The 24636-nt window shown below is 68.9% G+C and carries 21 protein-coding genes; 8 read left to right on the top strand and 13 right to left on the bottom strand.

Annotation, left to right across the window (positions count from 1 at the left end):
* Position 1: 1 nt before the first annotated feature.
* Both AC2AXK_RS08500 and AC2AXK_RS08495 read right to left on the bottom strand, forming a co-directional pair.
* A complete protein-coding gene (locus AC2AXK_RS08500) occupies positions 2-568 on the bottom strand; it encodes a hypothetical protein (protein WP_484344939.1) in 567 nt (188 codons plus the stop codon).
* A 1259-nt stretch (positions 569-1827) separates the two neighbouring features.
* Positions 1828-2748 (bottom strand): SURF1 family protein, encoded by a 921-nt coding sequence (locus tag AC2AXK_RS08495; protein WP_484344938.1) that lies wholly within the window; start codon positions 2746-2748, stop codon positions 1828-1830.
* Here AC2AXK_RS08495 and AC2AXK_RS08490 point away from each other — a divergent pair.
* Complete coding sequence (locus tag AC2AXK_RS08490; RefSeq protein ID WP_484344937.1) at positions 2748-3182, top strand: YceI family protein; 435 nt, start codon at positions 2748-2750, stop codon at positions 3180-3182. The genes AC2AXK_RS08495 and AC2AXK_RS08490 overlap by 1 nt on opposite strands.
* A 7-nt stretch (positions 3183-3189) precedes the next feature.
* Here AC2AXK_RS08490 and AC2AXK_RS08485 read toward each other — a convergent pair whose 3' ends face one another.
* The gene (locus AC2AXK_RS08485; RefSeq protein ID WP_484344936.1) at positions 3190-4167 is read right to left on the bottom strand and encodes a hypothetical protein; all 978 of its coding nucleotides are present in this window, start codon (positions 4165-4167) and stop codon (positions 3190-3192) included.
* Positions 4168-4401: 234 nt separating this feature from the next.
* On the opposite strand from AC2AXK_RS08485, the gene AC2AXK_RS08480 reads away from it, so the two are divergent.
* Entirely contained in the window at positions 4402-5817 is a 1416-nt protein-coding gene (locus tag AC2AXK_RS08480) for a hypothetical protein (protein ID WP_484344935.1), read from the top strand.
* Between the two features lie 181 nt (positions 5818-5998).
* Here AC2AXK_RS08480 and AC2AXK_RS08475 read toward each other — a convergent pair whose 3' ends face one another.
* On the bottom strand, positions 5999-6895 hold the full coding sequence (locus tag AC2AXK_RS08475) for an SURF1 family protein (RefSeq protein ID WP_484344934.1): 897 nt from the start codon (positions 6893-6895) through the stop codon (positions 5999-6001).
* Positions 6896-7121: 226 nt separating this feature from the next.
* Between AC2AXK_RS08475 and AC2AXK_RS08470 the strand changes: the two genes are divergently transcribed.
* From AC2AXK_RS08470 to AC2AXK_RS08460, 3 genes are read left to right on the top strand one after another with little or no spacing between them, the layout of a single operon-like run.
* Entirely contained in the window at positions 7122-9638 is a 2517-nt protein-coding gene (locus AC2AXK_RS08470) for a phosphoketolase family protein (protein WP_484344933.1), read from the top strand.
* Positions 9635-11803 carry a phosphate acetyltransferase gene (gene pta / locus AC2AXK_RS08465; protein ID WP_484344932.1) on the top strand — a complete coding sequence of 723 codons (2169 nt, stop codon included), beginning with the start codon at positions 9635-9637 and terminating at the stop codon, positions 11801-11803. The genes AC2AXK_RS08470 and pta overlap by 4 nt, the downstream gene beginning before the upstream one ends.
* The gene (locus tag AC2AXK_RS08460) at positions 11800-13074 is read left to right on the top strand and encodes an acetate/propionate family kinase (RefSeq protein ID WP_484344931.1); all 1275 of its coding nucleotides are present in this window, start codon (positions 11800-11802) and stop codon (positions 13072-13074) included. Before pta ends, AC2AXK_RS08460 begins: the two co-directional genes overlap by 4 nt.
* Before the next feature lie 53 nt (positions 13075-13127).
* On the opposite strand, the gene AC2AXK_RS08455 is transcribed toward AC2AXK_RS08460, so the two are convergent.
* The 3 genes from AC2AXK_RS08455 to AC2AXK_RS08445 are packed head-to-tail and all read right to left on the bottom strand — an operon-like array spanning position 13128 to position 16399.
* Positions 13128-14795, bottom strand: a complete 1668-nt coding sequence (locus AC2AXK_RS08455) for a succinic semialdehyde dehydrogenase (RefSeq protein ID WP_484344930.1) — start codon at positions 14793-14795, stop codon at positions 13128-13130.
* Between the two features lie 21 nt (positions 14796-14816).
* Positions 14817-15278, bottom strand: coding sequence for a GNAT family acetyltransferase (locus AC2AXK_RS08450; RefSeq protein ID WP_484344929.1), 462 nt, complete (start codon positions 15276-15278; stop codon positions 14817-14819).
* Positions 15275-16399: a GuaB3 family IMP dehydrogenase-related protein gene (locus AC2AXK_RS08445; protein ID WP_484344928.1), complete on the bottom strand. Its 1125-nt coding sequence runs from the start codon at positions 16397-16399 to the stop codon at positions 15275-15277. The genes AC2AXK_RS08450 and AC2AXK_RS08445 overlap by 4 nt, the downstream gene beginning before the upstream one ends.
* Before the next feature lie 150 nt (positions 16400-16549).
* Between AC2AXK_RS08445 and AC2AXK_RS08440 the strand changes: the two genes are divergently transcribed.
* Complete coding sequence (locus AC2AXK_RS08440; RefSeq protein WP_484344927.1) at positions 16550-17281, top strand: exonuclease domain-containing protein; 732 nt, start codon at positions 16550-16552, stop codon at positions 17279-17281.
* Here AC2AXK_RS08440 and AC2AXK_RS08435 read toward each other — a convergent pair.
* The 3 genes from AC2AXK_RS08435 to AC2AXK_RS08425 form a co-directional block, all read right to left on the bottom strand.
* Positions 17208-18164 (bottom strand): pseudouridine synthase, encoded by a 957-nt coding sequence (locus AC2AXK_RS08435; RefSeq protein WP_484344926.1) that lies wholly within the window; start codon positions 18162-18164, stop codon positions 17208-17210. The genes AC2AXK_RS08440 and AC2AXK_RS08435 overlap by 74 nt on opposite strands.
* Before the next feature lie 3 nt (positions 18165-18167).
* Complete coding sequence (gene guaB, locus AC2AXK_RS08430) at positions 18168-19691, bottom strand: IMP dehydrogenase (protein WP_484344925.1); 1524 nt, start codon at positions 19689-19691, stop codon at positions 18168-18170.
* An 83-nt stretch (positions 19692-19774) separates the two neighbouring features.
* The gene (locus AC2AXK_RS08425; RefSeq protein WP_484344924.1) at positions 19775-20947 is read right to left on the bottom strand and encodes a MerR family transcriptional regulator; all 1173 of its coding nucleotides are present in this window, start codon (positions 20945-20947) and stop codon (positions 19775-19777) included.
* Between the two features lie 342 nt (positions 20948-21289).
* On the opposite strand from AC2AXK_RS08425, the gene AC2AXK_RS08420 reads away from it, so the two are divergent.
* A complete protein-coding gene (locus tag AC2AXK_RS08420) occupies positions 21290-21592 on the top strand; it encodes a WhiB family transcriptional regulator (protein ID WP_484344923.1) in 303 nt (100 codons plus the stop codon).
* A gap of 122 nt (positions 21593-21714) precedes the next feature.
* On the opposite strand, the gene groES is transcribed toward AC2AXK_RS08420, so the two are convergent.
* Together groES and AC2AXK_RS08410 are read right to left on the bottom strand one after the other, a co-directional pair.
* A complete protein-coding gene (gene groES / locus AC2AXK_RS08415) occupies positions 21715-22008 on the bottom strand; it encodes a co-chaperone GroES (RefSeq protein WP_484344922.1) in 294 nt (97 codons plus the stop codon).
* A 206-nt stretch (positions 22009-22214) separates the two neighbouring features.
* On the bottom strand, positions 22215-22634 hold the full coding sequence (locus tag AC2AXK_RS08410) for a tyrosine-type recombinase/integrase (RefSeq protein WP_484345396.1): 420 nt from the start codon (positions 22632-22634) through the stop codon (positions 22215-22217).
* On the opposite strand from AC2AXK_RS08410, the gene AC2AXK_RS08405 reads away from it, so the two are divergent.
* A complete protein-coding gene (locus AC2AXK_RS08405) occupies positions 22633-23115 on the top strand; it encodes a hypothetical protein (RefSeq protein WP_484345418.1) in 483 nt (160 codons plus the stop codon). The genes AC2AXK_RS08410 and AC2AXK_RS08405 overlap by 2 nt on opposite strands.
* Before the next feature lie 344 nt (positions 23116-23459).
* Here the strand turns inward: AC2AXK_RS08405 and AC2AXK_RS08400 are convergent, their stop codons facing one another.
* Positions 23460-24287 (bottom strand): NucA/NucB deoxyribonuclease domain-containing protein, encoded by an 828-nt coding sequence (locus AC2AXK_RS08400; protein WP_484344921.1) that lies wholly within the window; start codon positions 24285-24287, stop codon positions 23460-23462.
* Between the last annotated feature and the right edge of the window lie 349 nt (positions 24288-24636).

The following is a 24636-nucleotide window of genomic DNA, read 5'->3' as shown; positions in this document are numbered from 1 at the left end:
GCTACCGAGACCAGAAGGACGATGGCATCCGGGCAATCGTCTGCTGGTACAGCTCCGCGTTCTTGCAGGTCAGCAGCACCTCGGACGCTCCGGACTCGATGTTCACGCCCAACACGGCGAACGTTCTCCCCTTCTGCGTGAGTGTGAGAACCCGGTCGTCCTCGATGAAGCCCTGCAAGCGGACCGACTTCTCGAAGGGGACGGCCAGGTTCGACCCCGGAAGGAACGGCAGCGGATGGAGCTCGTCCGTCGTGATGTCGAAGGTCCACGCGACGCCGTCCCGGTCGACGACGAGCAGCTGGGCGCTGTCGGGCGTCCACGCGAGCGAGCCGACGAGCGAGAGGCCGTCCCTGCAGACGACAACCTCGCCAGATTCCGGATCGAACACCAGGACAGAGGTGACTTCCGTCGTGTGCCCTTCCCGGAGATGACGCACGGAGAACGCGATGAAGCGGCCGTCGGGTGACCACTGCACCGCCAGGTCGTCGGGTCCCGCGCTTCTGACCCCGGCCAGGGTCAGCAGCTCTCTCGGCTGCGCGTCCGAGAAGAAGCAGACGGAGAGCGTCACCCGAGAGATGGAGCGACCAGCAGCGACACTCGCGGACGGCGCAAACCAGTCGGCAGCCACCGCGACGCGCTCCCCCTGGGGGTCCGGAGAGAACGCTCTCGAGTTCCTATAGTCACCTGGAGCGTCATATCGCGCTCGCCTTACCGCGCCGGTCGTGAAATCCAACCGGTAGATGCCGAGGCTCCGACGTTGCCTCGCTGGGACTGCTCCATCCGGGTGCTCGCGTTCGAAGATCAGGGCTCGGCCGCCTGGCACGAGCACATCTCGGGAGTTCGGATGTGTCCTGTCCAAGTCTGGAAGCGGAACCAGCGCTCCAGACGTACGCAGCCACACGTGGTCGCCCCCCGACACTCCGTCGACATTACCGACCAGAGCGATCGCTTCCCCTGTAGGACCGAGCGGTTCTTCTTGGCGCGTGCACAGTCGACGATCGAAAGGGGCGCGATGACTGAGCCATTGCGACATGCGCTGATGATATGCGTCGCACGCTGCGGCTTGCCATCCCTGCCCGCTCTGCTAGATCGATCAATCCGTCCCGCTGCGCCGCGATTATTCGTTGGCTACCGCGTTTACCCCTTGGCCCCACCTCGAACTACGCTCTTTCCAGGCAGAACCGTTTGTGACTAGCCTCGCGCTCGGCGACCCGCCGGGGGACGCCGACAGGAAGGGACTGCGCAAATAGTCCGACGACCGCCGTCGGCGTAGCGCTGCCACTGCGCGCCAATGGGCAGCAGATCCGCGCACGCGATTCCATCAAGGACTCCTGTTTCGAGCAAGCCCAGGATGCGGTCATTTCACGAGGCGCCTGCTCCGACTCGAGGATCCGACAAGCGGAACGGATCGCACAAACAAGGTTCGCCCAGGCGTTGAGCACCAAAGATCAGTACCCCGAAAAAGACATGATCAGCCCTAGCACTCAGTGGGAAGTCCGCATCCCGCGCCCTTGGAATTCTTCAAATAATGGCTACGCGGGCGTCATCAAGTACGACTTCACAGACGGTCGCGATCCAGCGAACGTCGTTGTCGAAGTCTGGGAAGTGCTCCTGCACCTACAACCTCAGCCTCCTGCTCGTCCTGTAGAAGTAGCCGGTGCGACCTAGGCTCTTTACGACGGTGCCGTCGAAGTCTCGGGTCAGATCCCGTGACGTTCTCGGATCACGGCGCCGGACCTCAGCTTCGTCGACGTCGAGGAAGCAGGCACCGGCACCGGCACCGGCACCGTGGGGATGCTGCTCGTTCTCCCCCGCTGACGCGGAGTCTCACGCGCCGCGCGCCGCCTGCTCCGCGAACGGGTCGAGCTTCGCCCCACCGTTGCGCAGGCGCGTCTCGTCGCGGACGAGCCGGAGCCACAGCGCGACGGCGAAGCCTCCGAAGATCCACCACTGGAGCGCGTAGAAGAGGTTCTGGAGATCGAGGCCGTCCCCACCCTCGATGCTCGGACGCGGCAGGAGCTCGACGACGTCCGACTGCCCCGGGTCCGAGCTCGACTCGACGAGGTACCCGGAGTAGATCGGACCACCCCAGACGTTCGCGAGCGCAGCCGAGCTCACGGCGTCCGTCCGACCGTCCGCGATCCCGGTCTGCCCGGTGGCTTCAGAGGCCTGCAGGTAGCCGGTGAGGCGGACAGGCCCGGCGGGCGGCGCGAGCTCGTTCACCGATGCGTCGGTCGGTCCCGCCGAAAGAGCGGAGTCGCCCAGCGCCTGGGGAATCCAGCCGCGGACCACGGGGAGCACCGGTGCGCCGGACAGCTCGGCCCACGAGGCGCCCTCGCTGCCGTCGTCCGCCACCCGCAGAGGGGTGAGCACGAGGTAACCGGTCTCGCCGTCGAGGGCTCGGCCGGTGACGAGCAGCTGCTCCGCGGCGTCGTACTCGCCCTCCACCCAGACCTGCTGTCCGACGATCTCGCCCGGGAACGTCGTCTGGGGCGTCAGGACGTCGGCGAGGGGTGCGACATCGGTGGCCGCGGCCTCGGCAGCAGCGTGCTCGTCCGCCAGCTGCCCGCGTTCCTGGGCCCGGTCGAGCCAGAACGACCGCGCGCCGCAGGAGCTCGGGCTCTCGAGCACGCCCCCGGCCGAGGCCGACGCCGACGTCTCGCCGCCGGCCTCCGTCGAGGACCTCGTCGGAGAATGGACGGTGACAGCGCCGTCGGAGGCCGGGTACCGGGTCGACGAGGTGCTCAATGGCCAGGACGTCACCGTCGTCGGACGTCACCGGCATCGCCACCGTCGAGGGCGACGAGCTCACCGCGGCGGACGTCGCGGTCGACATGACGACGGTGACCACCGACTCGGGTTCCCGGGACAACCAGTTCCTCGACATCCTCCGCACGGACGACTTCCCGACGGCGCAGTTCACGCTCACGACCCCCGTCGACGTCTCGGGGCTCAGGGAGGGCGTCGTCGAAGGGCAGGCCGAGGGTGCGCTGACGATCGCCGGCGAGACGCAGACGGTGATCGTCGACCTCGAGGCGCAGTTCACGGCGGCCGGCACCGTCGAGGTGTCAGGACAGATCCCCGTGACGTTCTCGGACTACGGGATCGACGCACCCGACCTCGGGTTCGTCAACGTCGAGGACTCGGGCACCGTGGAGATGCTCCTCGTCCTCACACGCTGACGCGGTGCTACCGAGACCAGAAGGACGATGGCATCCGGGCAATCGTCTGCTGATACAGCTCCGCGTTCGTGCATCTGAGCAGCAGCTCCGATTCTCCAGTGTTGATGTTGACGCCCGACAAGGTGAACGTCCTCCCTCTCTCGGAGAGGGTCAGGACGCGGTCGCGCTCGATAAGTCCCTGCATCCGCACAGTCTTCTCGAAGGGGATGGCGCTGCTCGAGCCGGGCAGGAACGGCAGCGGATGAAACTCGTTCGTCGTGATGTCGAGAAGCCCCGCGACCTCGTCTCCGTCGATGACGAGCAGCCCGGTGCCGTCGGGCGTCCACGAGAGCGACCCGCGGAGCGCAAAGTCGTCGCGGGAGTACACCAACGCGCCCGTCGCGGCGTCGCACACCAGAACGGCATCGCAGGCTCGGCGGTGACTCTCTCCCTCTCGGCGCGCCGACAACGCGATGAGGCGACCGTCAGGCGACCACTGCACTGCTAGGTCGTCGGGCCCCGCCTGATGCCAGCCGACAAGGGTCAACAGTTCTTTCGGTGGCGCGTCAGAGAAGGAGCAGATCGAGAGCATCATGCGCGGAACCCAACCTCCACCGGGAAGGCTCGTGGACGGCACATACCACCCCGCAGCGACCGCGACCCGCTGGCCCTGAGGGTCGGGCGCGAACGCCCTCGCACCGCGATAGTCACCGGGCGCGTCGAACCGCGCTCGAGTCACCGCGCCGGTGGGCAGATCTAGCCGGTAGATGCCAAGGCTGATGCCGGTCTGGTGTCCGACCTCGTCGTCCTTCTGCTCGCGCTCGAAGACCAAGGCTCGGCCACCTGCCACGAGCACGTCCCGGGAGTTCGGGTGCCACCTGTCGAGGTCTGGCAGAGGAGCCAGCACCCCAGACTCACGCAGCCACGCATAGTCCCTCCCGGCGGATCCGTCGACGTTACCCACCAGAGCAATCGGCTCATCGGTGAGGCCGAGCGGTTCTTCCACACGCTCGCACCGCCAACGAACGGGTGGTCGACGTGGACTCAGCGGTCGGGCCATGCGCCGATGGTAGTTGCCACACGTTGCCAGTGCCCCTCCATTGCTGATCTCCGGCTGACCAACTCTCTTCCGCGCCTGACGACGCCGCGATTACCAAACTAGTTTCACACTACTTTGTTAAGAGGCTTCTCGAACGTCGATTTCGAGGGACCTCTCCCGAACAACTTCATGGCCGTCCGCGTGGGCGAGGACGAGCGGCTTTCTTCGTTCGCAGGGCCCTTCCGAGGCGATGAACAGTACAGGTTCTACGTACCGCAGCTCCCGGGCCATAAATCGGCGAGCATCGAGTTCGACCTCATCAGGTTCGGTGTTCCAGCGCCTGGCCTTGAGGAGGTCCGCTTCAGCGTCGACGACAAACCGATGCTTCTGCAGATCGATTGGTCCGAAGCAGATTTCGGGACTTCCGACAGTGGAGCCTTTTTCCGTAAGCAGCACGTGTCGGTCGAGATCGACCATCACCTTTCACAAATTGCTGGCACCTTCTCCTCTAACTCTGAGAGCGGAGCATCAGACGCCTTCGGCGTCGACAACCTCTCGGTGGAACTCGACCTAGTCCCGGCAGAGCGTTTCCCGGTCACCCTCACACAGGGGGCGCCCGTGGGGCTCGACAGTCGGTTGCGCCTCGACGGTGCCGGCGTCCTCGAGAACCGCGGGGCGAACGATCAGTACCTTTTCGAACTGCCTAGCGAATCTGACTTGATGCTCGACTGGAACTCGGCATCGGCGAGTGTGAGTTGGGACTTGTCTACTGCCGACGGAACATCAGTGGGTGCTGGTTCGAGCCGCGATGGCGACGTGCGTCTACGCAAACTCTCCGGGGCGTACGTTCTGAGCATTCGTAGTGCGGGCGCGATGCCACCTGCAGTGCAGTCCTACTCGCTTGATGCACTCTGGATTCCGGAGGCTGATTCGTTTGAGGTGACGATGCCCGGACCGGTGAACATCTCCGACGGCAAGCCCGGTGCTGGCGCCCGGAACCTCGAGACGAAGGCCTCGGTCGATGAGTACGTGTTCACCGTCGCGGAGGGGGGCTCTCGGACCCTGATCGACTTCACCTATCCCACCTGGGGCGCCTACGGCACATGGGAGGTTCTCGACTCCGAGGGTGTAGTGGTCGGTCAGGGGCTCACTTCCAAGAGCGAGCGGACCTTCGATCAGATCCTGCCCGGCGGCCAGTACCGATTGCGGTACAGCGGCGAGTACGAAGGCTCAGGGACCTACACTCTGCGCATCTACCAGCCCCCCGCGGCCCAGCAGTTCGCGGTCCTGGTCAACACCACCACGCCCGTGACCCCGTCCCCCAACACCCCTGCCGCCGGAGCCGGGTCCCTGGAGACACGCCTGTCCTCAGACGTGTACTCCTTCACCGCCGGACCAGACCAGGAACTGTTCGTCGACCTCAACGGCACCAACTCCCACCTGCGCTGGCAGCTCAAGGACACCACCGGAACACTCGTCGCGGAGAACACCTTCAGCGCCGACCAACGCATCCCCCACCTCACCGCCGGCAACTACACCTTCACCACCTTCATCGACCCCACCAAGACCACCACCTACGACGCCACCTACAACCTCAGCCTCCTGCTCGTCCTGTAGAAGTAGCCGGTGCGACCTAGGCTCTTTACGACGGCACCGTCGAAGTCTCGGGTCAGATCCCGTGACGTTCTCGGATCACGGCGTCGAGGCGCCGGACCTCAGCTTCGTCGACGTCGAGGAAGCAGGCACCGGCACCGGCACCGTGGGGATGCTGCTCGTTCTCCCCCGCTGACGCGGAGTCTCAGGCGCCGCGCGCCGCCTGCTCCGCGAACGGGTCGAGCTGCGCCCCACCGTTGCGCAGGCGCGTCTCGTCGCGGACGAGCCTGAGCCACAGCGCGACGGCGAAGCCGCCGAAGATCCACCACTGCAAGGCGTAGAAGAGGTTCTGCAGGTTGATGCCGTCCCCGCCCTCGATGCTGGGGCGCGGCAGGAGCTGGAGCGCCTCGGGCTGCTCCGGGGCCGAGCTCGCCTCGACGAGGTACCCGGAGTAGATGGGACCGCCCCACACGTTGGCCAGGGCGGCCGAGCTCACGGCGTCCGTGCGACCGTTCGCGATCCCGCTCTGCGCGGTGGCTTCCGAGGCCTGCAGGTAGCCCGTGAGGCGCACAGTGCCAGCGGGCGGGACGAGCTCACTCACGGCCGCGTCGGCCGAGCCCGCCGCGAGCGCCTCGTCGCCGAGCTCCTGGGGCACCCACCCACGGACCACTGGCAGCACGGGTGCGCCCGACAGCTCAGCCCACGAGGCGCCGTCGCGGCCGTCCTGGCTCACCCGCAGGGGGGTGAGCACGAGGTAGCCGACCTCGCCGTCGAGGGCTCGGCCGGTGACGAGCAGCTGCTGCGAGGCGTCGTACGTGCCCGCCACCCAGACCTGGCGTCCGACGACCTCGCCCGGGAAGGTCGTCTGGGGCGTGAGGACGTCGGCGAGGGGTGCGACGGCGGTGGCCGCGGCCTCGGCGGCGGCGTGATCGTCCGCCAACCGGCCGCGCTCCTGGGCCCGGTCGAGCTGCCACACACCGAGCCGGGCGCAGACGGCTGCGGCGGCGAGGAAGAGAACGAGGAGCGCGATCATCCGGGGTTGGCGGGCTACCGCGAGCATCGACGGGCCCCGCTGCGCTGGCGCGTGGTCGAGGTCGGACACCTTGCCAGGCTACCGCCGGGTCACGCCTCTCCCGGCCCACTCACCCCCTCACGGGGACCGTGTGACAAGTCTCACGGGCGCACCGTCGCACTGTCGACCTCCTCGCCGCAATCGGCCCGAAGCGCTACCACGGACCGCGGGGGACCCGCGGCACCAAGGACCTAGTGCACCCCGGCCCCGCATGGGGTTGTATGAGTGGACAACCTTTCACAGGTAGGAGATCACCATGAGCATCGCTGCTGAGCCCCGCACGCCAGACCCGGATGCACCCGTGAGCACGGCGACCGCGTGGCAGCGCGGCTCCGGTGCACCGGTGAGCGACGAGACGCTCCATCGCGTCGACGCCTGGTGGCGGGCGGCGAACTACCTGTCTGTCGGGCAGATCTACCTGCTCGCCAACCCGCTGCTGCGTACCGACCTCAGCCGGGAGGACGTCAAGCCTCGCCTCCTCGGCCACTGGGGCACGACCCCCGGTCTCAACTTCCTCTACGCGCACCTCAACCGCGCGATTCGGGAGCGGGCACAGTCGACGATCTACATCACCGGTCCGGGTCACGGTGGACCGGGGCTCGTCGCCAACTCCTACCTCGAGGGCACCTACACCGAGACGTACTCGGACATCACCCAGGACGAGGAGGGCATGCGCCGCCTCTTCCGCCAGTTCTCGTTCCCCGGCGGGATCCCCAGCCACGTCGCCCCCGAGACGCCGGGGTCGATCCACGAGGGCGGTGAGCTGGGCTACGCCCTGTCGCACGCCTACGGAGCAGCCTTCGACAACCCCGACCTCCTCGTCGCCGCCGTCGTCGGTGACGGTGAGGCCGAGACGGGCCCGCTCGCCACGAGCTGGCACTCGAACAAGTTCGTCAACCCGGCGAAGGACGGCGTCGTCCTGCCGATCCTCCACCTCAACGGGTACAAGATCGCCAACCCCACCGTCCTCGCGCGCATCAGCGACGAGGAGCTCACCTCCCTCATGGTCGGCTACGGCCACAAGCCCTTCGTGTTCGAGGGCGGGTTCGACGGCGAGGACCACCTCACGGTGCACGCCCGCTTCGCGGCACTCCTCGACGAGGTCCTCGACGAGATCGCGGCGATCAAGGAGCGCGCTGCAGCCGGCGACGAGTCCCGCCCGATGTGGCCGATGATCGTCTTCCGCACCCCGAAGGGTTGGACCTGCCCGCCGGTCATCGACGGCAAGAAGACCGAGGACTCCTGGCGGGCGCACCAGGTGCCGCTCGCCAGCGCCCGGGACACCCCGGAGCACCTCGAGGTGCTCAAGGACTGGATGAAGTCGTACAAGGCCGACGAGCTCTTCGACGCCACGGGCCGCCTGCGGCCCGAGATCGCGGAGCTCGCCCCCGCCGGCGACCTGCGGATGAGCGCCAACCCGCACACGAACGGCGGACTCCTCACGAAGGACCTGCGCCTGCCCGACTTCCGGGACTACGCCGTCGACGTACCGACGCCGGCGGGGTCGATCAGCGAGGCGACGCGCGTCCTGGGGACGTGGCTCACCGACGTCATCCGGCTCAACCCGGACAACTTCCGGATCTTCGGTCCTGACGAGACGGCATCGAACCGGCTGCAGGCGGTGTTCGAGGTCACGGACAAGGTGTGGAACGCCGAGTACCTCCCCGGCGACATCGACGACCACCTGGCGCGCGCGGGCCGCGTCGTCGAGATGCTCTCGGAGCACCAGTGCCAGGGATGGCTGGAGGGGTACCTGCTCACCGGCCGCCACGGGATGTTCAACTGCTACGAGGCGTTCATCCACATCATCGACTCGATGTTCAACCAGCACGCCAAGTGGCTCAAGGTCACCAGGGAGATCCCGTGGCGTCGCCCCATCCCGTCCCTCAACTACCTCCTCTCCAGCCACGTGTGGCGCCAGGACCACAACGGGTTCTCGCACCAGGACCCCGGGTTCATCGACCACGTGGTGAACAAGAAGGCCGAGGTCGTGCGGGTGTACCTGCCGCCGGACGCCAACACCCTGCTGAGCACGTACGACCACTGCCTGCGCAGCAAGGACTACGTCAACGTCGTCGTGTCCGGCAAGCAGCCCGCCCCGAACTTCCTCACGATGGACCAGGCGGTGGCGCACTGCACCCGTGGTCTCGGGATCTGGGAGTGGGCCGGGACCGAGGTGCCGGGCGAGGACCCCGACGTCGTGCTCGGCTGCGCCGGTGACGTCCCGACCCTCGAGGTGCTGGCCGCCGCAGACATCCTGCGCCGGGAGCTCCCGGAGCTCAAGGTCCGCGTCGTCAACGTCGTCGACCTCATGCGCCTGCAGCACGTGAGCGAGCACCCGCACGGGCTCGCCGACCGTGACTTCGACACCCTGTTCACGACGGACAAGCCCGTCGTGTTCGCCTACCACGGCTACCCGTGGCTCATCCACCGCCTCACCTACCGCCGCAAGGGCCACGCGAACATCCACGTCCGCGGGTACAAGGAGGAGGGCACGACGACGACGCCGTTCGATATGGTCATGCTCAACGACCTCGACCGGTACCACCTGGTCATCGACGTCATCGACCGGGTGCCTCACCTGGGCAGCCGCGCGGCTATCCTGCGGCAGGAGATGGTCGACGCCCGGCTCCGCGCCCGGCAGTACACCCGTGACCACGGGATCGACATCCCCGAGGTGCAGGACTGGGTGTGGCCCGACGCCGGCGAGACCGGCACCGAGGCAGCAGGACCCCAGCTGAGCACCAGCGATACCGGAGGCGACAACGAGTGAGCTCGACCGCACGCAGCATCTACATCACGTCCCCCGAGGGTGAGACCGGCAAGTCCATCATCGCCCTCGGGGTCGTGGACCTCCTCACCCGTCGGGTGCAGAAGGTCGGCGTCTTCCGCCCCGTCACGCGCAGCGGTCACACGCAGCGCGCGTCGGGCGGGGACGTGGCTGACACCCCGGACTACGTCGTGGAGCTCCTCCTCGCCCACGACGGCGTGGATCTCACGTACGAGCAGTGCGTGGGTGTGACCTACGACGACGTCCATGCCGACCCCGAGGCCGCCCTCTCGAGGATCGTCACCCGCTACCACGAGGTCGAGAAGCAGTGCGACGTCGTGGTCGTCGTCGGCACGGACTACACGGACGTCGCGGGCCCCACGGAGCTCGCGTTCAACGCCCGTATCGCCGCCAACCTGGGCGCGCCGGTGCTGCTCGTCCTGTCGGGCAACCGGCGTTCCCCGGAGGGCGTGCGGCAGATGAGCGACGTGTCCGTCGCCGAGCTCGAGGCGAACCACGCCCAGGTCATCGGTGTCGTCGCGAACCGGTGCCTGCCGGCGGACCTCGAGGCGATCCAGTCGGAGTTCGCCCGCAGCGACGCCCTCCCCGTGTGGACCGTCCCCGACGACCCGTTCCTCATGGCCCCGACCGTCAATCAGCTCATGCAGGCGGTGGAGGGCGAGCTCGAGCTCGGCGACCCGGCACTGCTCGGCCGCGAGGTGCTCGACGTGCTCGTGGGAGCCATGAGCTTCGAGCACCTGCTCGACCGTCTGTCCGACGGTGCCGTCGTCATCACCCCGGGCGACCGCACCGACGTGCTTCTCGGGCTGCTCACCGCGCAGACCGCGAAGAACTTCCCGTCCCTCGCCGGGATCATCCTCAACGGAGGCTTCTACCCGCCGCCGTCCGTGGCCCGGCTCATCCACGACCTCGCGCCCAGCGTGCCGATCATCCGGACCGAGCTCGGGACGTTCCGGTCCGCGAGCGCTGCCGCGTCGGCGCGGGGCCGGGTGACGAAGGAGTCCCAGCGCAAGGTCGACACGGCGCTCGCACTGTTCGAGCAGAACGTCGACGGCGCGGCGCTGCTCGCGAGCCTCGACGTCGAGCGCCCCGAGGTCGTGACCCCGCTGATGTTCGAGTACGACCTGCTCAGCCGGGCGCGGGAGGACCGCAAGCGGATCGTGCTGCCCGAGGGCGGGGACGACCGCATCCTGCGGGCGGCCTCGACGCTCCTGCAACGTCAGGTCGCAGACCTGACGATCCTCGGTGACGAGGAGGCGATCCGCGCACGGGCCGTCGAGCTGGGTCTCGACATCTCCGAGGCGCAGGTGGTCAATCCCCGCAGCGGGGAGCTGCACGAGCGCTTCGCCGAGGAGTACACGGCGCTGCGTGCCCACAAGGGCATGACCCTCGACCTCGCCCGCGAGATCGTCAGCTCGGTCTCGTACTTCGGCACGATGATGGTCCACCTCGGCCTCGCCGACGGCATGGTCTCCGGGGCCGCGCACACGACGGCTCACACGATCAAGCCGTCGTTCGAGATCATCAAGACGCTCCCCGGTGTCTCCGTCGTCTCCTCGGTGTTCCTCATGTGCCTCGAGGACCGGGTGCTCGTCTACGGCGACTGTGCCGTCAACCCCGACCCCACCGCGGAGCAGCTCGCCGACATCGCGATCTCCTCGGCGGCAACGGCCGCCCAGTTCGGCGTCGAGCCCCGCATCGCGATGCTCTCCTACTCCACAGGAGAGTCCGGGACGGGAGCCGACGTCGAGAAGGTCCGCACCGCCACCGAGCTCGTCCGGTCGCGGCGCCCCGACCTCTCTGTCGAGGGACCCATCCAGTACGACGCAGCGGTCGACGCATCCGTGGCGGCCTCGAAGATGCCCGACTCCGCCGTTGCCGGTCGGGCGACCGTGTTCATCTTCCCGGACCTAAACACCGGGAACAACACCTACAAGGCCGTGCAGCGCTCCGCCGGTGCGGTGGCCGTCGGCCCCGTGCTGCAGGGCCTGCGCAAGCCGGTGAACGACCTGTCGCGCGGCGCGCTCGTGCAGGACATCGTCAACACCGTGGCCATCACCGCCATCCAGGCCCAGGCGCTCGCCAGCACTGCTGACGCCGCGCCCGGCGCTGCCGCCCCGACCGACTCAGGAGCACCCACCGCATGAACCCGTCCGCCGTCGGCGACCGACTCAGCTCCTACAGCGCCCACGGCGCGCACGGCAGCGTCCTCGTCATCAACTCCGGGTCGTCGTCCGTGAAGTATCAGCTCGTCAACCCGGTGGGGGGTGAGGCGATCGCCTCGGGTCTCGTCGAGCGCATCGGGGAGAGCACGGGCCGCATCTCCCACAGCTTCGGGGGGAACACCGTGCGGCGGGAGGGTGCCGACGCGGTCGTCCCGGACCACGGGACGGCTCTGCGCACGGTGCTCGACCTCTTCGCCGAGTACGGTCCCGACCTCTCCGAGGCGGACGTGTTCGCTGTCGGGCACCGCGTCGTCCAGGGCGGGAGCACCTTCTCGGGGCCCGTCGTCATCGACGACGACGTGGTCGAAGAGATCAGGGACCTCATCCCGCTGGCCCCGCTGCACAACCCGGGCCACGTCCGGGGTATCGAGGTGGCCCGGGAGCTGCTGCCGGACGTGCCGCACGTCGCGGTCTTCGACACCGCGTTCTTCCAGACGCTTCCCCCGGCCGCGCACACGTACGCGATCGACACGGAGGTCGCACAGAAGTACGGCGTGCGCCGGTACGGGTTCCACGGCACGAGCCACCAGTACGTCTCCGGCAAGGTCGCCCGGGTTCTCGGACGTCGCCTGGAGGAGCTCAACCAGATCGTGCTGCACCTGGGCAACGGCGCGTCGGCGTCTGCCGTCCAGGGCGGCGTGGCTGTCGAGACGTCGATGGGTATGACACCCCTCGAGGGCCTGGTCATGGGGACGCGGTCGGGCGACATCGACCCCGCGGTGATCTTCCACCTGTACCGCAACGCAGGGATGTCCATCGACGAGATCGACGACCTGCTCAACAAGCGGTCCGGGCTCAAGGGGATCGCTGGCGACAACGACTTCCGCGGCCTGCACGACCTCATCGCCGCCGGGAACGAGGCGGCGCAGCTGGCGCTCGACGTCTACATCCACCGGCTGCGCAAGTACATCGGTTCGTACCACGCTGTGCTCGGCCGGCTCGACGTGCTCACGTTCACCGCAGGCGCCGGTGAGAACGACGCCCGGGTTCGCGAGCTCGCCGTCGCCGGTATGGAGAGCATGGGGATCGCGATCGACCCGGTGCGCAACTACGACACGAACCGCGGCCCGCGCATCATCTCCCCCGACTGGACCTCGACCCTCGTCATGGTCGTCCCGACCAACGAGGAGCTCGCCATCGCACGCCAGTGCGCCGCTGTCCTCGACGAGCAGGGCGAGCTGCTCCAGGACTGACCGGCCCCGCACGAGCACCCCCGCGTTTCCGTGCGGGGGTGCTCGTCGTCGGTTCAGGCGATGCGCAGACGACGCATGAGGGCGAGCGCATGCGTGAGCCGCTCCTGCGCGGCGCCGTCCGGGAGCGGGTCGCCGCTCGTGGCACCCCCGGGATCCGCCAGGCCGAACGCGGCGCTGATCCGTCCAGCAGCGGAACCTGCCGTGCCCGCTGCCGCCACCGTCTGGGCGCGCGTGTAGCCGAGGATCCCCTCGCGCCCGTGCCGACGCCCCAGCCCCGACGCCTTCGTGCCACCCGCTGGCGCCGCCGGCGAGCCCCATGCCGAGGCGTAGCCGTCGTTGATGTTCACGAGGCCCGCGTCGATCTGCGCGGCGAGCCGCCGTCCTCGCGGGACGTCCCGGGTCCAGATGCTCGCGTTGAGCCCGTACCCGGTCTCGTTCATCACGCGGACTGCCGACGCGTCGTCCGGAACCCGGACGACCGAGACGACCGGCCCGAAGGTCTCCTCCTGCGCGCACAGGGCGTCCGCCGGCACCGCCTCGAGGACGGTGGGGGCATAGAAGTAGGGTCCGACGTCCGCACGGTGCACGCCGCCGGTGAGGATCCGTGCCCCGCGGGCGAGCGCGTCATGGACGTGCTCCTCGACGCGCTCGAGCTGACGTGGCCCGGCGAGCGACCCCATGCCGCCGGAGTAGTCCAGGGCTGCTGACAACCGCAGAGCCCGGACCCGTGCGAGGAACCGGTCGAGGAATGCCTCGGCGACGTCCTCGTGGAGGACGAGCCTCTCGACGGACAGGCACAGCTGCCCGGCGCTCGTGAAGCAGGCGCGCACGGCGCCCGCCGCAGCGGCATCGAGGTCGGCGTCGGCGGCGACGTAGAGGGGGTTCTTCCCACCGAGCTCGAGCGTGGCCGGTACGAGCCGCTCCCCTGCCTGTGCAGCGACCCGGCGTCCCGTGGGCGTCCCGCCGGTGAAGGTCACCTGGTCGACCTCCCCGACCAGCGCCGCCCCCACCTCGGCCCCTCCGACGACGACCTGCACCACGCCCTCCGGCACACCGGCGTCGGCGAGCGCGGTGACTGCCCACAGGGCCGTGAGGGTCGCGCCTGTGTCCGGCTTGAGCACGACGGCGTTCCCTGCCAGCAGTGCAGGCAGGACGTCGCCGAGCGTCAGGGCGAGGGGGTAGTTCCAGGGCTCGATGACCCCGACGACTCCGAGCGGCCGCCGGTGGACCGTGGTGCGGGTGATGCCGGGAAGCGCACCGCGCACCCGGCGCGGACGCAGGTAGGACGCACCTCGCAGGCCGTAGTGCCGGGCGACCTGCGCTACGTCAGCGACCTCCTCGAAGGCGTCGCGCCGCGTCTTTCCGCACTCCATCTGAAGAAGGTCGAGCACCTCGGACTGCCGGGACAGCACGAGGTCGTGCGCCCGCAGGAGGACCCGCGCGCGGTCCCTGACCGGGCGCGCCGCCCACTCGGGCTGCGCACCGCGGGCACGGGCGACGGCCCGGGCCACGTCGGAGGCGCTCGACAGCGGGAGCTCGACGAGCGGGGCGCCGGTGAAGGGTGCCACCGCTCGGTGCGTCCCTGCCTCGTGCGTGGTGGTGACGCACGTCAGGAGCGGGGCAAGGACGTCGGGGTCGAGGAGACCGGTCGCCCGGGGGTGCGTCTCAGGGTCGATGGCGCCCGCCGGGTGCGGGACGGCGTGTCGGGGGTGGTCTGCCATGCGGCGAGGATACGTCGGGCGTCAGACAAGCCGACGGCCGAGGACCACGCACTGTGCGTCCTCGTAGCCCAGTGCCGTGTAGAACCCCACGACGTCGGTGTTCGACGTGCGCACCATGAGCTGGACCTTCTCGGCCCCCTGGGCGGCCAACCACGCCTCGGCCGCGACGACGAGGTCCCGGCCCAGACCGCGTCCCCGCCACGCGGGGTCGACGGCGAGGTAGTACACCCATCCGCGGTGCCCGTCGAAGCCGGCCATGACCGATCCGACGAGGGGCCCCGTCGCGGAGCCGTCCGCCGGGGTCCCGCCGTGCGTGACGAGGACGGTGGCGGAGTCCGTGGCGCGAGCGTTCGCGATGTCACGTTCCGGGTCGTTCCACGGCCTCGTGAGGTCGCACGCCTCCCACAGGGCGATGACGTCCGCGACGTCGGCGTCAGTGATCTCGGTGACGGTGGCGCCGTTCGTCTCCCGCACCCCGTTCACCGGGGCTGGTAGGGCGAGACCACGACCTCGACGCGCTGGAACTCCTTGAGGTCGGAGTAGCCGGTCGTCGCCATCGCGCGCTTGAGCGCACCGACGAGGTTGAGAGTGCCGTCAGCCTGCCGGCCCGGGCCGAAGAGGATCTCGGCGAGTGTCCCGGCCGTTCCGACGTGCACCCGCTCACCTCGCGGCAGCTGCGGGTGGTGGGCCTCAGAACCCCAGTGCCAGCCGTGCCCAGGAGCCTCGGCCGCCCGCGCGAGGGCCGCACCGACCATGACGGCGTCCGCTCCGCACGCCACGGCCTTGACGAGGTCGCCAGCGCGACCGACGCCGCCGTCGGCGATGACGTGCACGTACCGGCCGCCGGACTCGTCGAGGTAGTCACGACGCGCCGCGGCGACGTCGGCGACCGCGGTCGCCATGGGAGCGTGGATGCCCAGGGAGATGCGTGTCGTGTGCGCCGCTCCCCCGCCGAAGCCCACGAGCACACCAGCGGCGCCGGTGCGCATGAGGTGCAGGGCCGCCGTGTACGTGGACGCCCCGCCGACGACGACGGGGACGTCGAGCTCGTAGATGAACCGCTTGAGGTTGAGGGGTTCCGCGTTGCCCGAGACGTGCTCGGCGGAGACCGTCGTGCCGCGGATGACGAAGAGGTCGACCCCGGCGTCGACGACGGTGCGGTAGAACTCCTGGGTCCGCTGCGGGGACAGGGCGCCCGCGACCGTGACGCCCGCAGCACGGATCTCCTGGAGACGCTGCGTGATGAGCTCGGGGCGGATCGGCGCCGAGTAGATCTCCTGCATCCGACGCGTCGCGACCTCGGGAGCGAGGGACGCGACCTCCGCGAGCAACGGCGTGGGGTCGTCGTAGCGCGTCCACAGGCCCTCGAGGTCGAGCACACCGAGGCCGCCGTGACGACCGAGCGCGACGGCGGTGGCCGGGCTCATGACCGAGTCCATCGGAGCGGCGAGGATCGGGAGACCGAACTGGTACGCGTCGATCTGCCAGGTGACGGACACGTCCTCCGGGTCACGGGTGCGCCGCGACGGCACCACCGCGATGTCGTCGAAAGAATATGCGCGCCGTCCGCGCTTGCCCCGGCCGATCTCGATCTCGTTGCTCACCGGACTAGGCTACCGTCCCCGACGCAGCCCGGGAGCGGACCCGGTCGGCGTTCGGCAGCGACATCGAGCGCACCGCGCGCCCTCCGCCCGGTGTCGGTGCCCCCTGGCACCCTGAGAGCCGTATCCAGGACAGAGGTCAGGAGAGCAACCATGACGTGGACAGCGGGTCCCCTGCTCGGGTTCGACACCGAGACGACCGGGGTCGACGTGCACACCGACCGGATCGTCACGGCCGCGCTCGTGCGGCGCGACGCGACGACGACGGACGTGCGGACGTGGATCATCGATCCGGGCGTGCCGATCCCCGACGAGGCAGCCGCGATCCACGGCGTGACGACAGAGATGGCGCGCGAGCGCGGTGAGCGCCCGGCTCCCGCGCTCGACGCGATCGCCGCGGCGCTCGCCCAGGCGCTCGTCGACGGGGTGCCCATCGTCGCCTTCAACGCGACCTTCGACCTGTGCATCCTCGACGCCGAGCTCGCCCGGCACGGGCTGCCGTCCTTGCAGGACCGCATCGGCCGCGAGGTGAGCCCCGTCATCGACCCGCTGGTCCTCGACCGCGCGGTCGACCGCTACCGACGCGGCAAGCGCAAGCTCGTGGACCTCTGCGGCGTGTACGGCGTCGCGGACGAGGGGAACCTCCACACCGCGGACGTCGACGTCGTCGCCACCCTCGACGTCCTGCACGCGATGGCTGCGCGGCACCCGGACCTCGCGGAGCTCGAGCTCACCGCACTGCACGCCTACCAGCACGCAGAGCACCGCAAGTGGGCGGAGAACTTCAACGCGTGGCGGGCGCGCGAAGGGCTCACCGGGCCGGGAGCGAGCCTGGCGTGGTTGGCGGAGCACCGTCAGACCACGCGGCCAGCTGCCGCTCGCTGACGAACGAGCGTCGGAGCCCTGTGAGCGGGTCGGTGAACTCGACCGACCGGGCCAGGAGCTGCAGCGGCGCCGAGTAGTCGTCCGCCGCGACCTCGACGACATCCGGGTAGAGCGTGTCGTTGAGGATGGGGATGCCCAGCGCCGCCATGTGGACGCGCAGCTGATGCGTCTTGCCGGTCGCCGGAGTCAACCGGTACCGACCCAGCCCCGCCGCCTCGCGCGCGTCGACGAGCTCCACCCGACTCTCGCTGTTCGGCTCTCCGTCGGCCTCCCACGCCGCGAGGATCCCGTGCTGCTTGACGACCCGGCTGCGCACCGTCCGCGGCAGGTCGAGCTCCGGCCGGAGACCGGCGACGGCCTCGTACGTCTTGTGCACCCGTCGCTCGGCGAAGAGCTGCTGGTACGTCCCGCGCAGCTCGCGTCTCGTCGTGAGCACGAGCACACCGGCTGTCACGCGGTCGAGCCGGTGGGCGGGACTGATCTCGGGCAGCCCGAGCTCGCGCCTCAACCGGACGACGACCGACTCGGCGACGTAAGCGCCCTTGGGCGTGCTCGCGAGGAAGTGCGGCTTGTCCACGACGAGGAGGCTGTCGTCGTGGTGCAGCACCTCGATCTCGAACGGCACGCGTGCCTCCACCGGCGCGTCCCGGTAGAGGTAGACGAGCGCGCCCGGGACGAACGGTGACGACTCGTCGAAGGGGCGCCCGATCTCGTCGACGACCTCACGGGCACGGACCTTCTCCCGCAGGCGCGCCTCGTCGTGCGGGAAGCGCGCGACGAGGTACTCGAGCACCGTCGGCCGCGCTGCCAGGGGCTCGTGCGGCATCTGGAGCCGCACCGGGTTGAGCCCGTCGCGGACCGGCAGCGGCGCAGTGCGCGCCATGCCCTACCGCCCGGTGTAGTTGGGCGCCTCCACCGTCATCTGGATGTCGTGCGGGTGCGACTCCTTGAGACCGGCAGGGGTGATCCGGACGAACTTCCCGCGCTCCTGCAGCTGGGGGATCGTGTGCGCCCCGACGTAGAACATCGACTGGTGCAGCCCCCCGACGAGCTGGTGGGCGACGGCACCGAGCGGGCCCCGGTACGGGACCTGACCCTCGATACCCTCGGGGACGATCTTGTCGTCGCTCGCGACGTCCGCCTGGAAGTACCGGTCCTTGGAGTAGGACGCCTTCTTCCCCCGGCTCGCCATCGCCCCGATGGAGCCCATACCGCGGTAGTGCTTGAACTGCTTGCCGTTGACGAAGACGAGGTCGCCGGGGCTCTCGTCGCACCCCGCGAGGAGCGAGCCGAGCATGACGGTGTCGGCTCCGGCCACGAGGGCCTTCGCGATGTCGCCGGAGTACTGCAGCCCGCCGTCGCCGATCACCGGCACGCCGGCCGGCTTGCAGGCGAGGGACGCCTCGTAGATGGCGGTCACCTGGGGCACCCCGACGCCTGCGACGACCCGGGTCGTGCAGATGGACCCGGGACCGACCCCGACCTTCACGGCGTCCGCCCCTGCGTCGACGAGCGCCTGGGCGCCGGCCCGCGTCGCGATGTTGCCGCCGATGACCTGGACGTTGCGGAAGAACGGGTCCGCCTTGAGCTTGCGGATCATGTCGAGGAGCAGGCGGGCATGGCCGTTGGCCGTGTCGGCGACGAGCACGTCGACCCCCGCCTCGGCGAGCGCCGTCGCCCGGTCCCACGCGTCCCCGAAGAACCCGATCGCCGCGCCGACGACGAGGCGGCCCTCGGCGTCCTTCGTCGCGTCGGGGTACTGCTCGGTCTTGACGAAGTCCTTGACGGTGATGAGACCGCTGAGTCGGCCGGCGTCGTCGACGAGCGGGAGCTTCTCGATCTTGTTCTTGCCGAGCAGCGCTGCGGCGTCCTCGCGGGAGATCCCGACGGGGCCCGTGACGAGCGGCATGGGCGTCATGACGTCGCGGACGCGCCGCGTCGTGAACTCGCCCGGAGCGACGAAGCGCAGGTCGCGGTTGGTGATGATGCCGAGCAGCGTGCCCCGGTCGTCGACGACCGGCAGGCCGGACACCCGGTACTGGCCGCACAACGCGTCGAGCTCGGCGAGGGTCGCGTCGGGGCTCACGGTGACGGGGTCGGTGATCATCCCCGACTCGGAGCGCTTGACGAGGTCGACCTGCTGGGCCTGCGCCTCGATCGACAGGTTGCGGTGGAGGATGCCGATCCCACCCTGGCGGGCCATCGCCACGGCCATGCGGGACTCGGTGACGGTGTCCATCGCGGCGGACAGCAGCGGGACCGCGACGCTGATCTCGCGAGTGAGCCGCGCGGTGGTGTCCACCTGGCTCGGGATGACGTCCGTCTCGTTGGGCAGGAGGAGGACGTCGTCGTACGTGAGGCCGGTGAAACCGAAGGGGTCGTGGGGCTGCGTGGTGCTCGGCGCGCTCATGAATGAAGTCTACGCATCGGGCACGCAGCAGTCGGCTGTCGCGCTCGTCAGCCTCGCCCGTTCACCGAGGCAGCTCCCGGCGCTCAGCGCGCGACGGCGAGGACCTCGTGGAGCAACCCCTGGAACGTCCGCACGCGGCTGACGTTCGCGGACAGCGGGAGGTCCGCGGCCGCGTCGTCGCTGCTGAGCCCGACGAAGATGGGCAGCTGCGGCTGGGCTTCGTGGAGCGCATGGACGATCCCCAGCTCCGGCCGTGTGAGCGAGGTCACGAGCACGGTGGCCACTGGGCGGACCATCGTCACGAGCTCCATCGCCCGGTGGGCGTTGGCCGGGCCCGTGACGATCCTCGCGGTCACGCCCTGAGCGACGAGCGCTGCCGCGAGCGCGTGCATCGCGAGCGGCTGGGTGTCGTCGACCGCGGAGAAGAGCAGGACGATCTTGCGCATCTGGCTCGGGTGGGGCGAGCCGCCGCCGCTCTCCTGGGCGGCGCGCTCCTCACGTGCCCGGATGAAGTCACCGAGCACCTTGAGCGTCGCGCTCGCGAGCATGGCCTCCGGAGCCTCGCCCGGCTTCGCCAGGACCGTGCGCGCGGCCAGCTTGCGCACGGTCGGCTCGACGAGCGACGTCCACCACGTCCCCGGGTCCTCGTCGGGCTCGAGCGCGAGCAGGCGCTCGCACGCGGCGATGTTGCCTCGCAGGAGCGCGTCGACGATGTCGGAGGAGGTGATCTGCGTGACGGTCGCCGCAGACGCGAGCCGGAGCGGTGGCCGCTGGTCGTCCTGCGTCTCTGCAGCCCCCTGGCGAGGAGCCCGCAGGGACGTGACGGAGCCGAGCGTGCCCGCGCCGCGCGGGCCGGGCTGGTCCCCGGCACCCTCGACGCTCGCCGCCGAGGGCTCGTCGTCGTCGGACGCCACATCAGCGTGCGCGAGCGACGCTTGCAGCTCCGCCTCGAGCTGCTCGCGGGTCGTCGAGCCGAGGTCGAGCGCGATCGCCGCCTTGGCCGCGTCGACGGGTGCCACACCCTCGAGCGCGAGTCGCCGCATGACCATGAGACGAGCGACGTCGTCGTCGGAGTAGCGGCGGTGCGCGCCAGCACTGTGCTCCGAGGGCCCAAGTCCGTACCGGCGGTCCCAGGTGCGCAGGGTGGCCGGCGCGACGCCCAGCCGACGCGCCACGACAGCGACCGCCAGCCCGGGAGACGTCGATCCCTGGTCCGAATCAGCGGCCGGCTCATCACGTGGTCGCTCGTTCGTCATGGCTCGATTGTGCCCAGCCTGCGCGACCGATGCCACTTGGTCTCACTGCTCCCGCTGCCACACATTGTTCATAAGTTGTTCGTCGCCGGTACCTCCGCCCGCCCCGCATTCCGCGTATTCCTGCCGGTCTGACGGCTGCCGACCGCAGGCACGAGTAGGCAGACGCGCCCCAGTTCGCGGCGATTCGTCCGCTTTCAGAATCGCATCGAGCCCATGTGTCCGCAAGGGAGGCTTGAACAACCTGTGAATCGGTTGTACGTTGTGCAGACCGAAGGCGCGGTTCGACCACCAGCCGCCCACGGATCGACTTCCGCACAACTTCTGACCGAAGGATGTACCGCGATGACTGAGCTCTCCCGCCTCCCCGGCCCCGTGATGGAACTGTGGGAGTGGCAGTACCAGGGTGCCTGCCGCGACGTCGACGACACGCTGTTCTTCCACCCGGAGGGCGAGCGCGGCGCTGCGCGGCGTCGCCGGGCGGAAGCCGCGAAGGCCATCTGCCACAGCTGCCCCGTCATGATGGAGTGCCGCGAGCAGTCCCTCGCCGTCCGTGAGCCCTACGGGGTGTGGGGTGGCCTCAGCGAGGACGAGCGCACCGCAGCGCTCGCCGGCACCACCTCCACGACCGCCCGTCGGATCGGCTGATCCGAGAGTCACACACTCCAGCGCGCCCGTACCGGGTCTCGCCTCCTTCACGCAGCAACGACGAAGCCCCCACACCGATGAGGTTGTGGGGGCTTCGTCGTTGCTGCTTGCGAGGGGCTGTATCAGCCGATCACGGCGAGGACGTCGCGGGCCGAGAGGATGAGGAACTCCTGGCCGTCGTACTTGACCTCGGTGCCGCCGTACTTGCTGTAGATGACCTTGTCACCCACGGCGACGTCGACGGGGACGCGGTTGCCGTTGTCGTCGATGCGACCGGGCCCGACAGCCAGGACCTCGCCCTCCTGGGGCTTCTCCTTGGCGGTGTCAGGGATAACAAGACCGGAGGGCGTGGTCAGCTCTACATCGAGAGTCTTGACGACGATCCGGTCCTCGAGCGGCTTGATGGAGACCGACACGCGGACCTCCCCTTTCGCAGAGAATGAAGGACAGTTCAGTTGGTCACGCCCGCCGACGATCGCCGTCGCGGGGGTCGATCACGTGCGGTGCGGAACCGAGCCAAATCTACGTCGGCGTTAGCACTCGGTCAAGGTGAGTGCCAAAGAGAAGCGGCGACACCCTCGATTCGAGGGTATCGCCGCAGGTCAGAGGCTATCTGGGGTACTCACTGAGCACGTTGTTCATGCTGGCGTGTCCCCCCGGTGTCCCCCGCCCCCAGCTTCGCGTTCATGAGCGCCAGGCCGTAGGCACCCTCGGACATTGGAAGGTAATGGGCGTAGCGGTCCATCGTCATCGCGGCCGTCGAGTGCCCCAGCCATGCTTGGACGGTCTTCGGCGGGATGCCCGATGACAGCCACAGTGTGGCTGCGGTGTGCCTGAGGTCGTGGACACGGCGCCCGCGGGCGTGGACGTCCCACTTCACCCTGCACTTCCACGCCCAGCCGCCCCAGATGCGTCCCTTGCCGTTCGTGAAGAGCAGCGCGTCCGGGACGGTCTTACCGGCCATCGCGTCCGCGATGACCGGCCACACCTCATCGACGAGCGGCACCACGCGCGCGTGACCACCCTTCGTCGTCTCGCGGATGGCGTGCCCGGTTGGAGCAGACCGTGCGACCCGGACGGCCGAGGAGCTCCATCTGCTGCACGAGCAGCTGGACCGACTGCTCGCGATCGTCGTCGACGAATATCCGGAGGTGCAGCTGCGGAGCTTCCCGAAAGGCCGCCGCCTCGACGCGCTCTTCGATGGTGTGCTGCTCGGGGATGTCCTGATGGTGATCACGGCACTGGTGCGCGTCAGCGATGACGGCTTGGCCGAGACGATCGAGGACGCCGTGGAGAAGGTCGCCCGAGCGGAGGTCCGCTGGGTGGAGGCCTACCTCAACGACGTCGAGCTCGTCCGTCTGGCAGTCGAGGCGCACACCCCGCGCGACCCTCCATCCCCCTGGCGCTGGGCGACGACGTCCGGGCGGGCCAGCCGGGTGGCGATGACGACGAGGACACGACAGCCATCGCGATTAGGGTCGCGACGACGCGTGACCTGCCCGACGATGGGATCGACTGCCTAGTGCTCTACCCCGGAGCGGTACCCGGGGTGATCCCCCTCCGGCCGTGGGGCGCGATCTTCCAGACGACCGGCGACGTCACGGCGTGCCTCGAACTGGCGGACGCCGTCCTCGCGGCGCCCGCAGTGGGTGACGCCTTTCGCGAAGATGGGCAACTCGCCACGACTTAGGGAATCAGACTTCTGCGGTGAGCGGTTAGCGCAGCCCGAACAACCTGGGAACCAGCTGCACAAAAGCTGGGTCGGCCCCGCCTCGGTGCGGAGCCGACCCAGCGTTGTCGTCGCTTGCCGTACTCGGCCGGGCGATCGTTCTATGGTCAGTACGGAATTCGCTCAGTGCTACCGCGACTAACTGACCACCTTGACGAAGAAGGAATCCTCCGTCAGTATTCGGTTGGCGAGGTAGAAGTTGTTGAGCTGCGTGCCCCCCTTGCCGTTCTCGACTGCGTTGATTCGGCACCTGCTCACCGGCGCTGGGTATCGCGGCGCAGTCTGCACGGCCCAACCGCAGTTGGGCGGGACAATTATCGGACGAAGCGTTGTGTTATTGCGAATCGTTGTGCCTCCCTCGACCGTAGACGCGAACGGATATTCGTCGCATTCTGTGGTTGTGGTCCTCGGCAAGGCTATCGAGTTCGGGCAAACTTGCTTTCTGTTCTCATCCCGGTCGGCCGGAGTAGTTCGCCTCAGCCAGGTCGTCGCACCGAGCTTCTGCGCCGCTTCGATGTGGACCGCAACGCCCTTGGCAGGGCCAGTCTTCGAGTATGAGATGGTCGGGTAGTGCGTGTAATAAACGCACCCCTTACCCATGCTCTTGATGAAGTTGTTGTCACAGCGGGCCGGCATACCAGGGAGCTCGTACGACTGCCCACCCATGAGGGGGAGCGATGAGAAAGTGTAGGTCGCCCTCACCTTGTGTCCATATGTCGATTTGCCGTCGTCCGGAATGGGATATTCGAGGAGTTCTGTCACCGTGTTCCACGTCGTAGTGACGGTGTACTGACCGCCTGCCTTCAGCACCTCCCGGTTCGTTGGCGGGTCATAACGCCAGGTGGCAACTACCATCCGAAACGTCCGTCCAACCAGTGTCCCCTTCAGGCTCGAGGCCCTTACCCGAGTCTCAACCTTGACGATGCCCGATTTGGGATCCGTGCGAACTCCCGTCTCGACATTCATCATTCCAGTGCCCGTAATAGCGTTGTTGACACGCAGGGTGATAGGTGCGTTCCGCACCGCGCAAGACAGGAAACGAGTGGGGGTCAGCATCTGATCCGGCTCTAGATTCACCGAACACTCATTCGCAGGGCTAGCGGCGGCCGCGAGGGCGCGCGGCTGAACCTGTCCGAGGGCCGAGGACACAGGAGTCACTTCCGCTGGCACCGGCTGCGCAGGGCTTGGGTCCGGCACAGGCTGCGGCTGCACAGCATTCGGGTCCGGCACAGGCTGCGGCTGCACAGCATTCGGGTCCGGCACAGGCTGCAGCTGCACAGCATTCGGGTCCGGCACAGGCTGCAGCTGCACAGCA

It is taken from the genome of Sanguibacter sp. Z6_81 (assembly GCF_057180625.1).
This window is presented reverse-complemented; position numbering and strand designations above follow the sequence as displayed.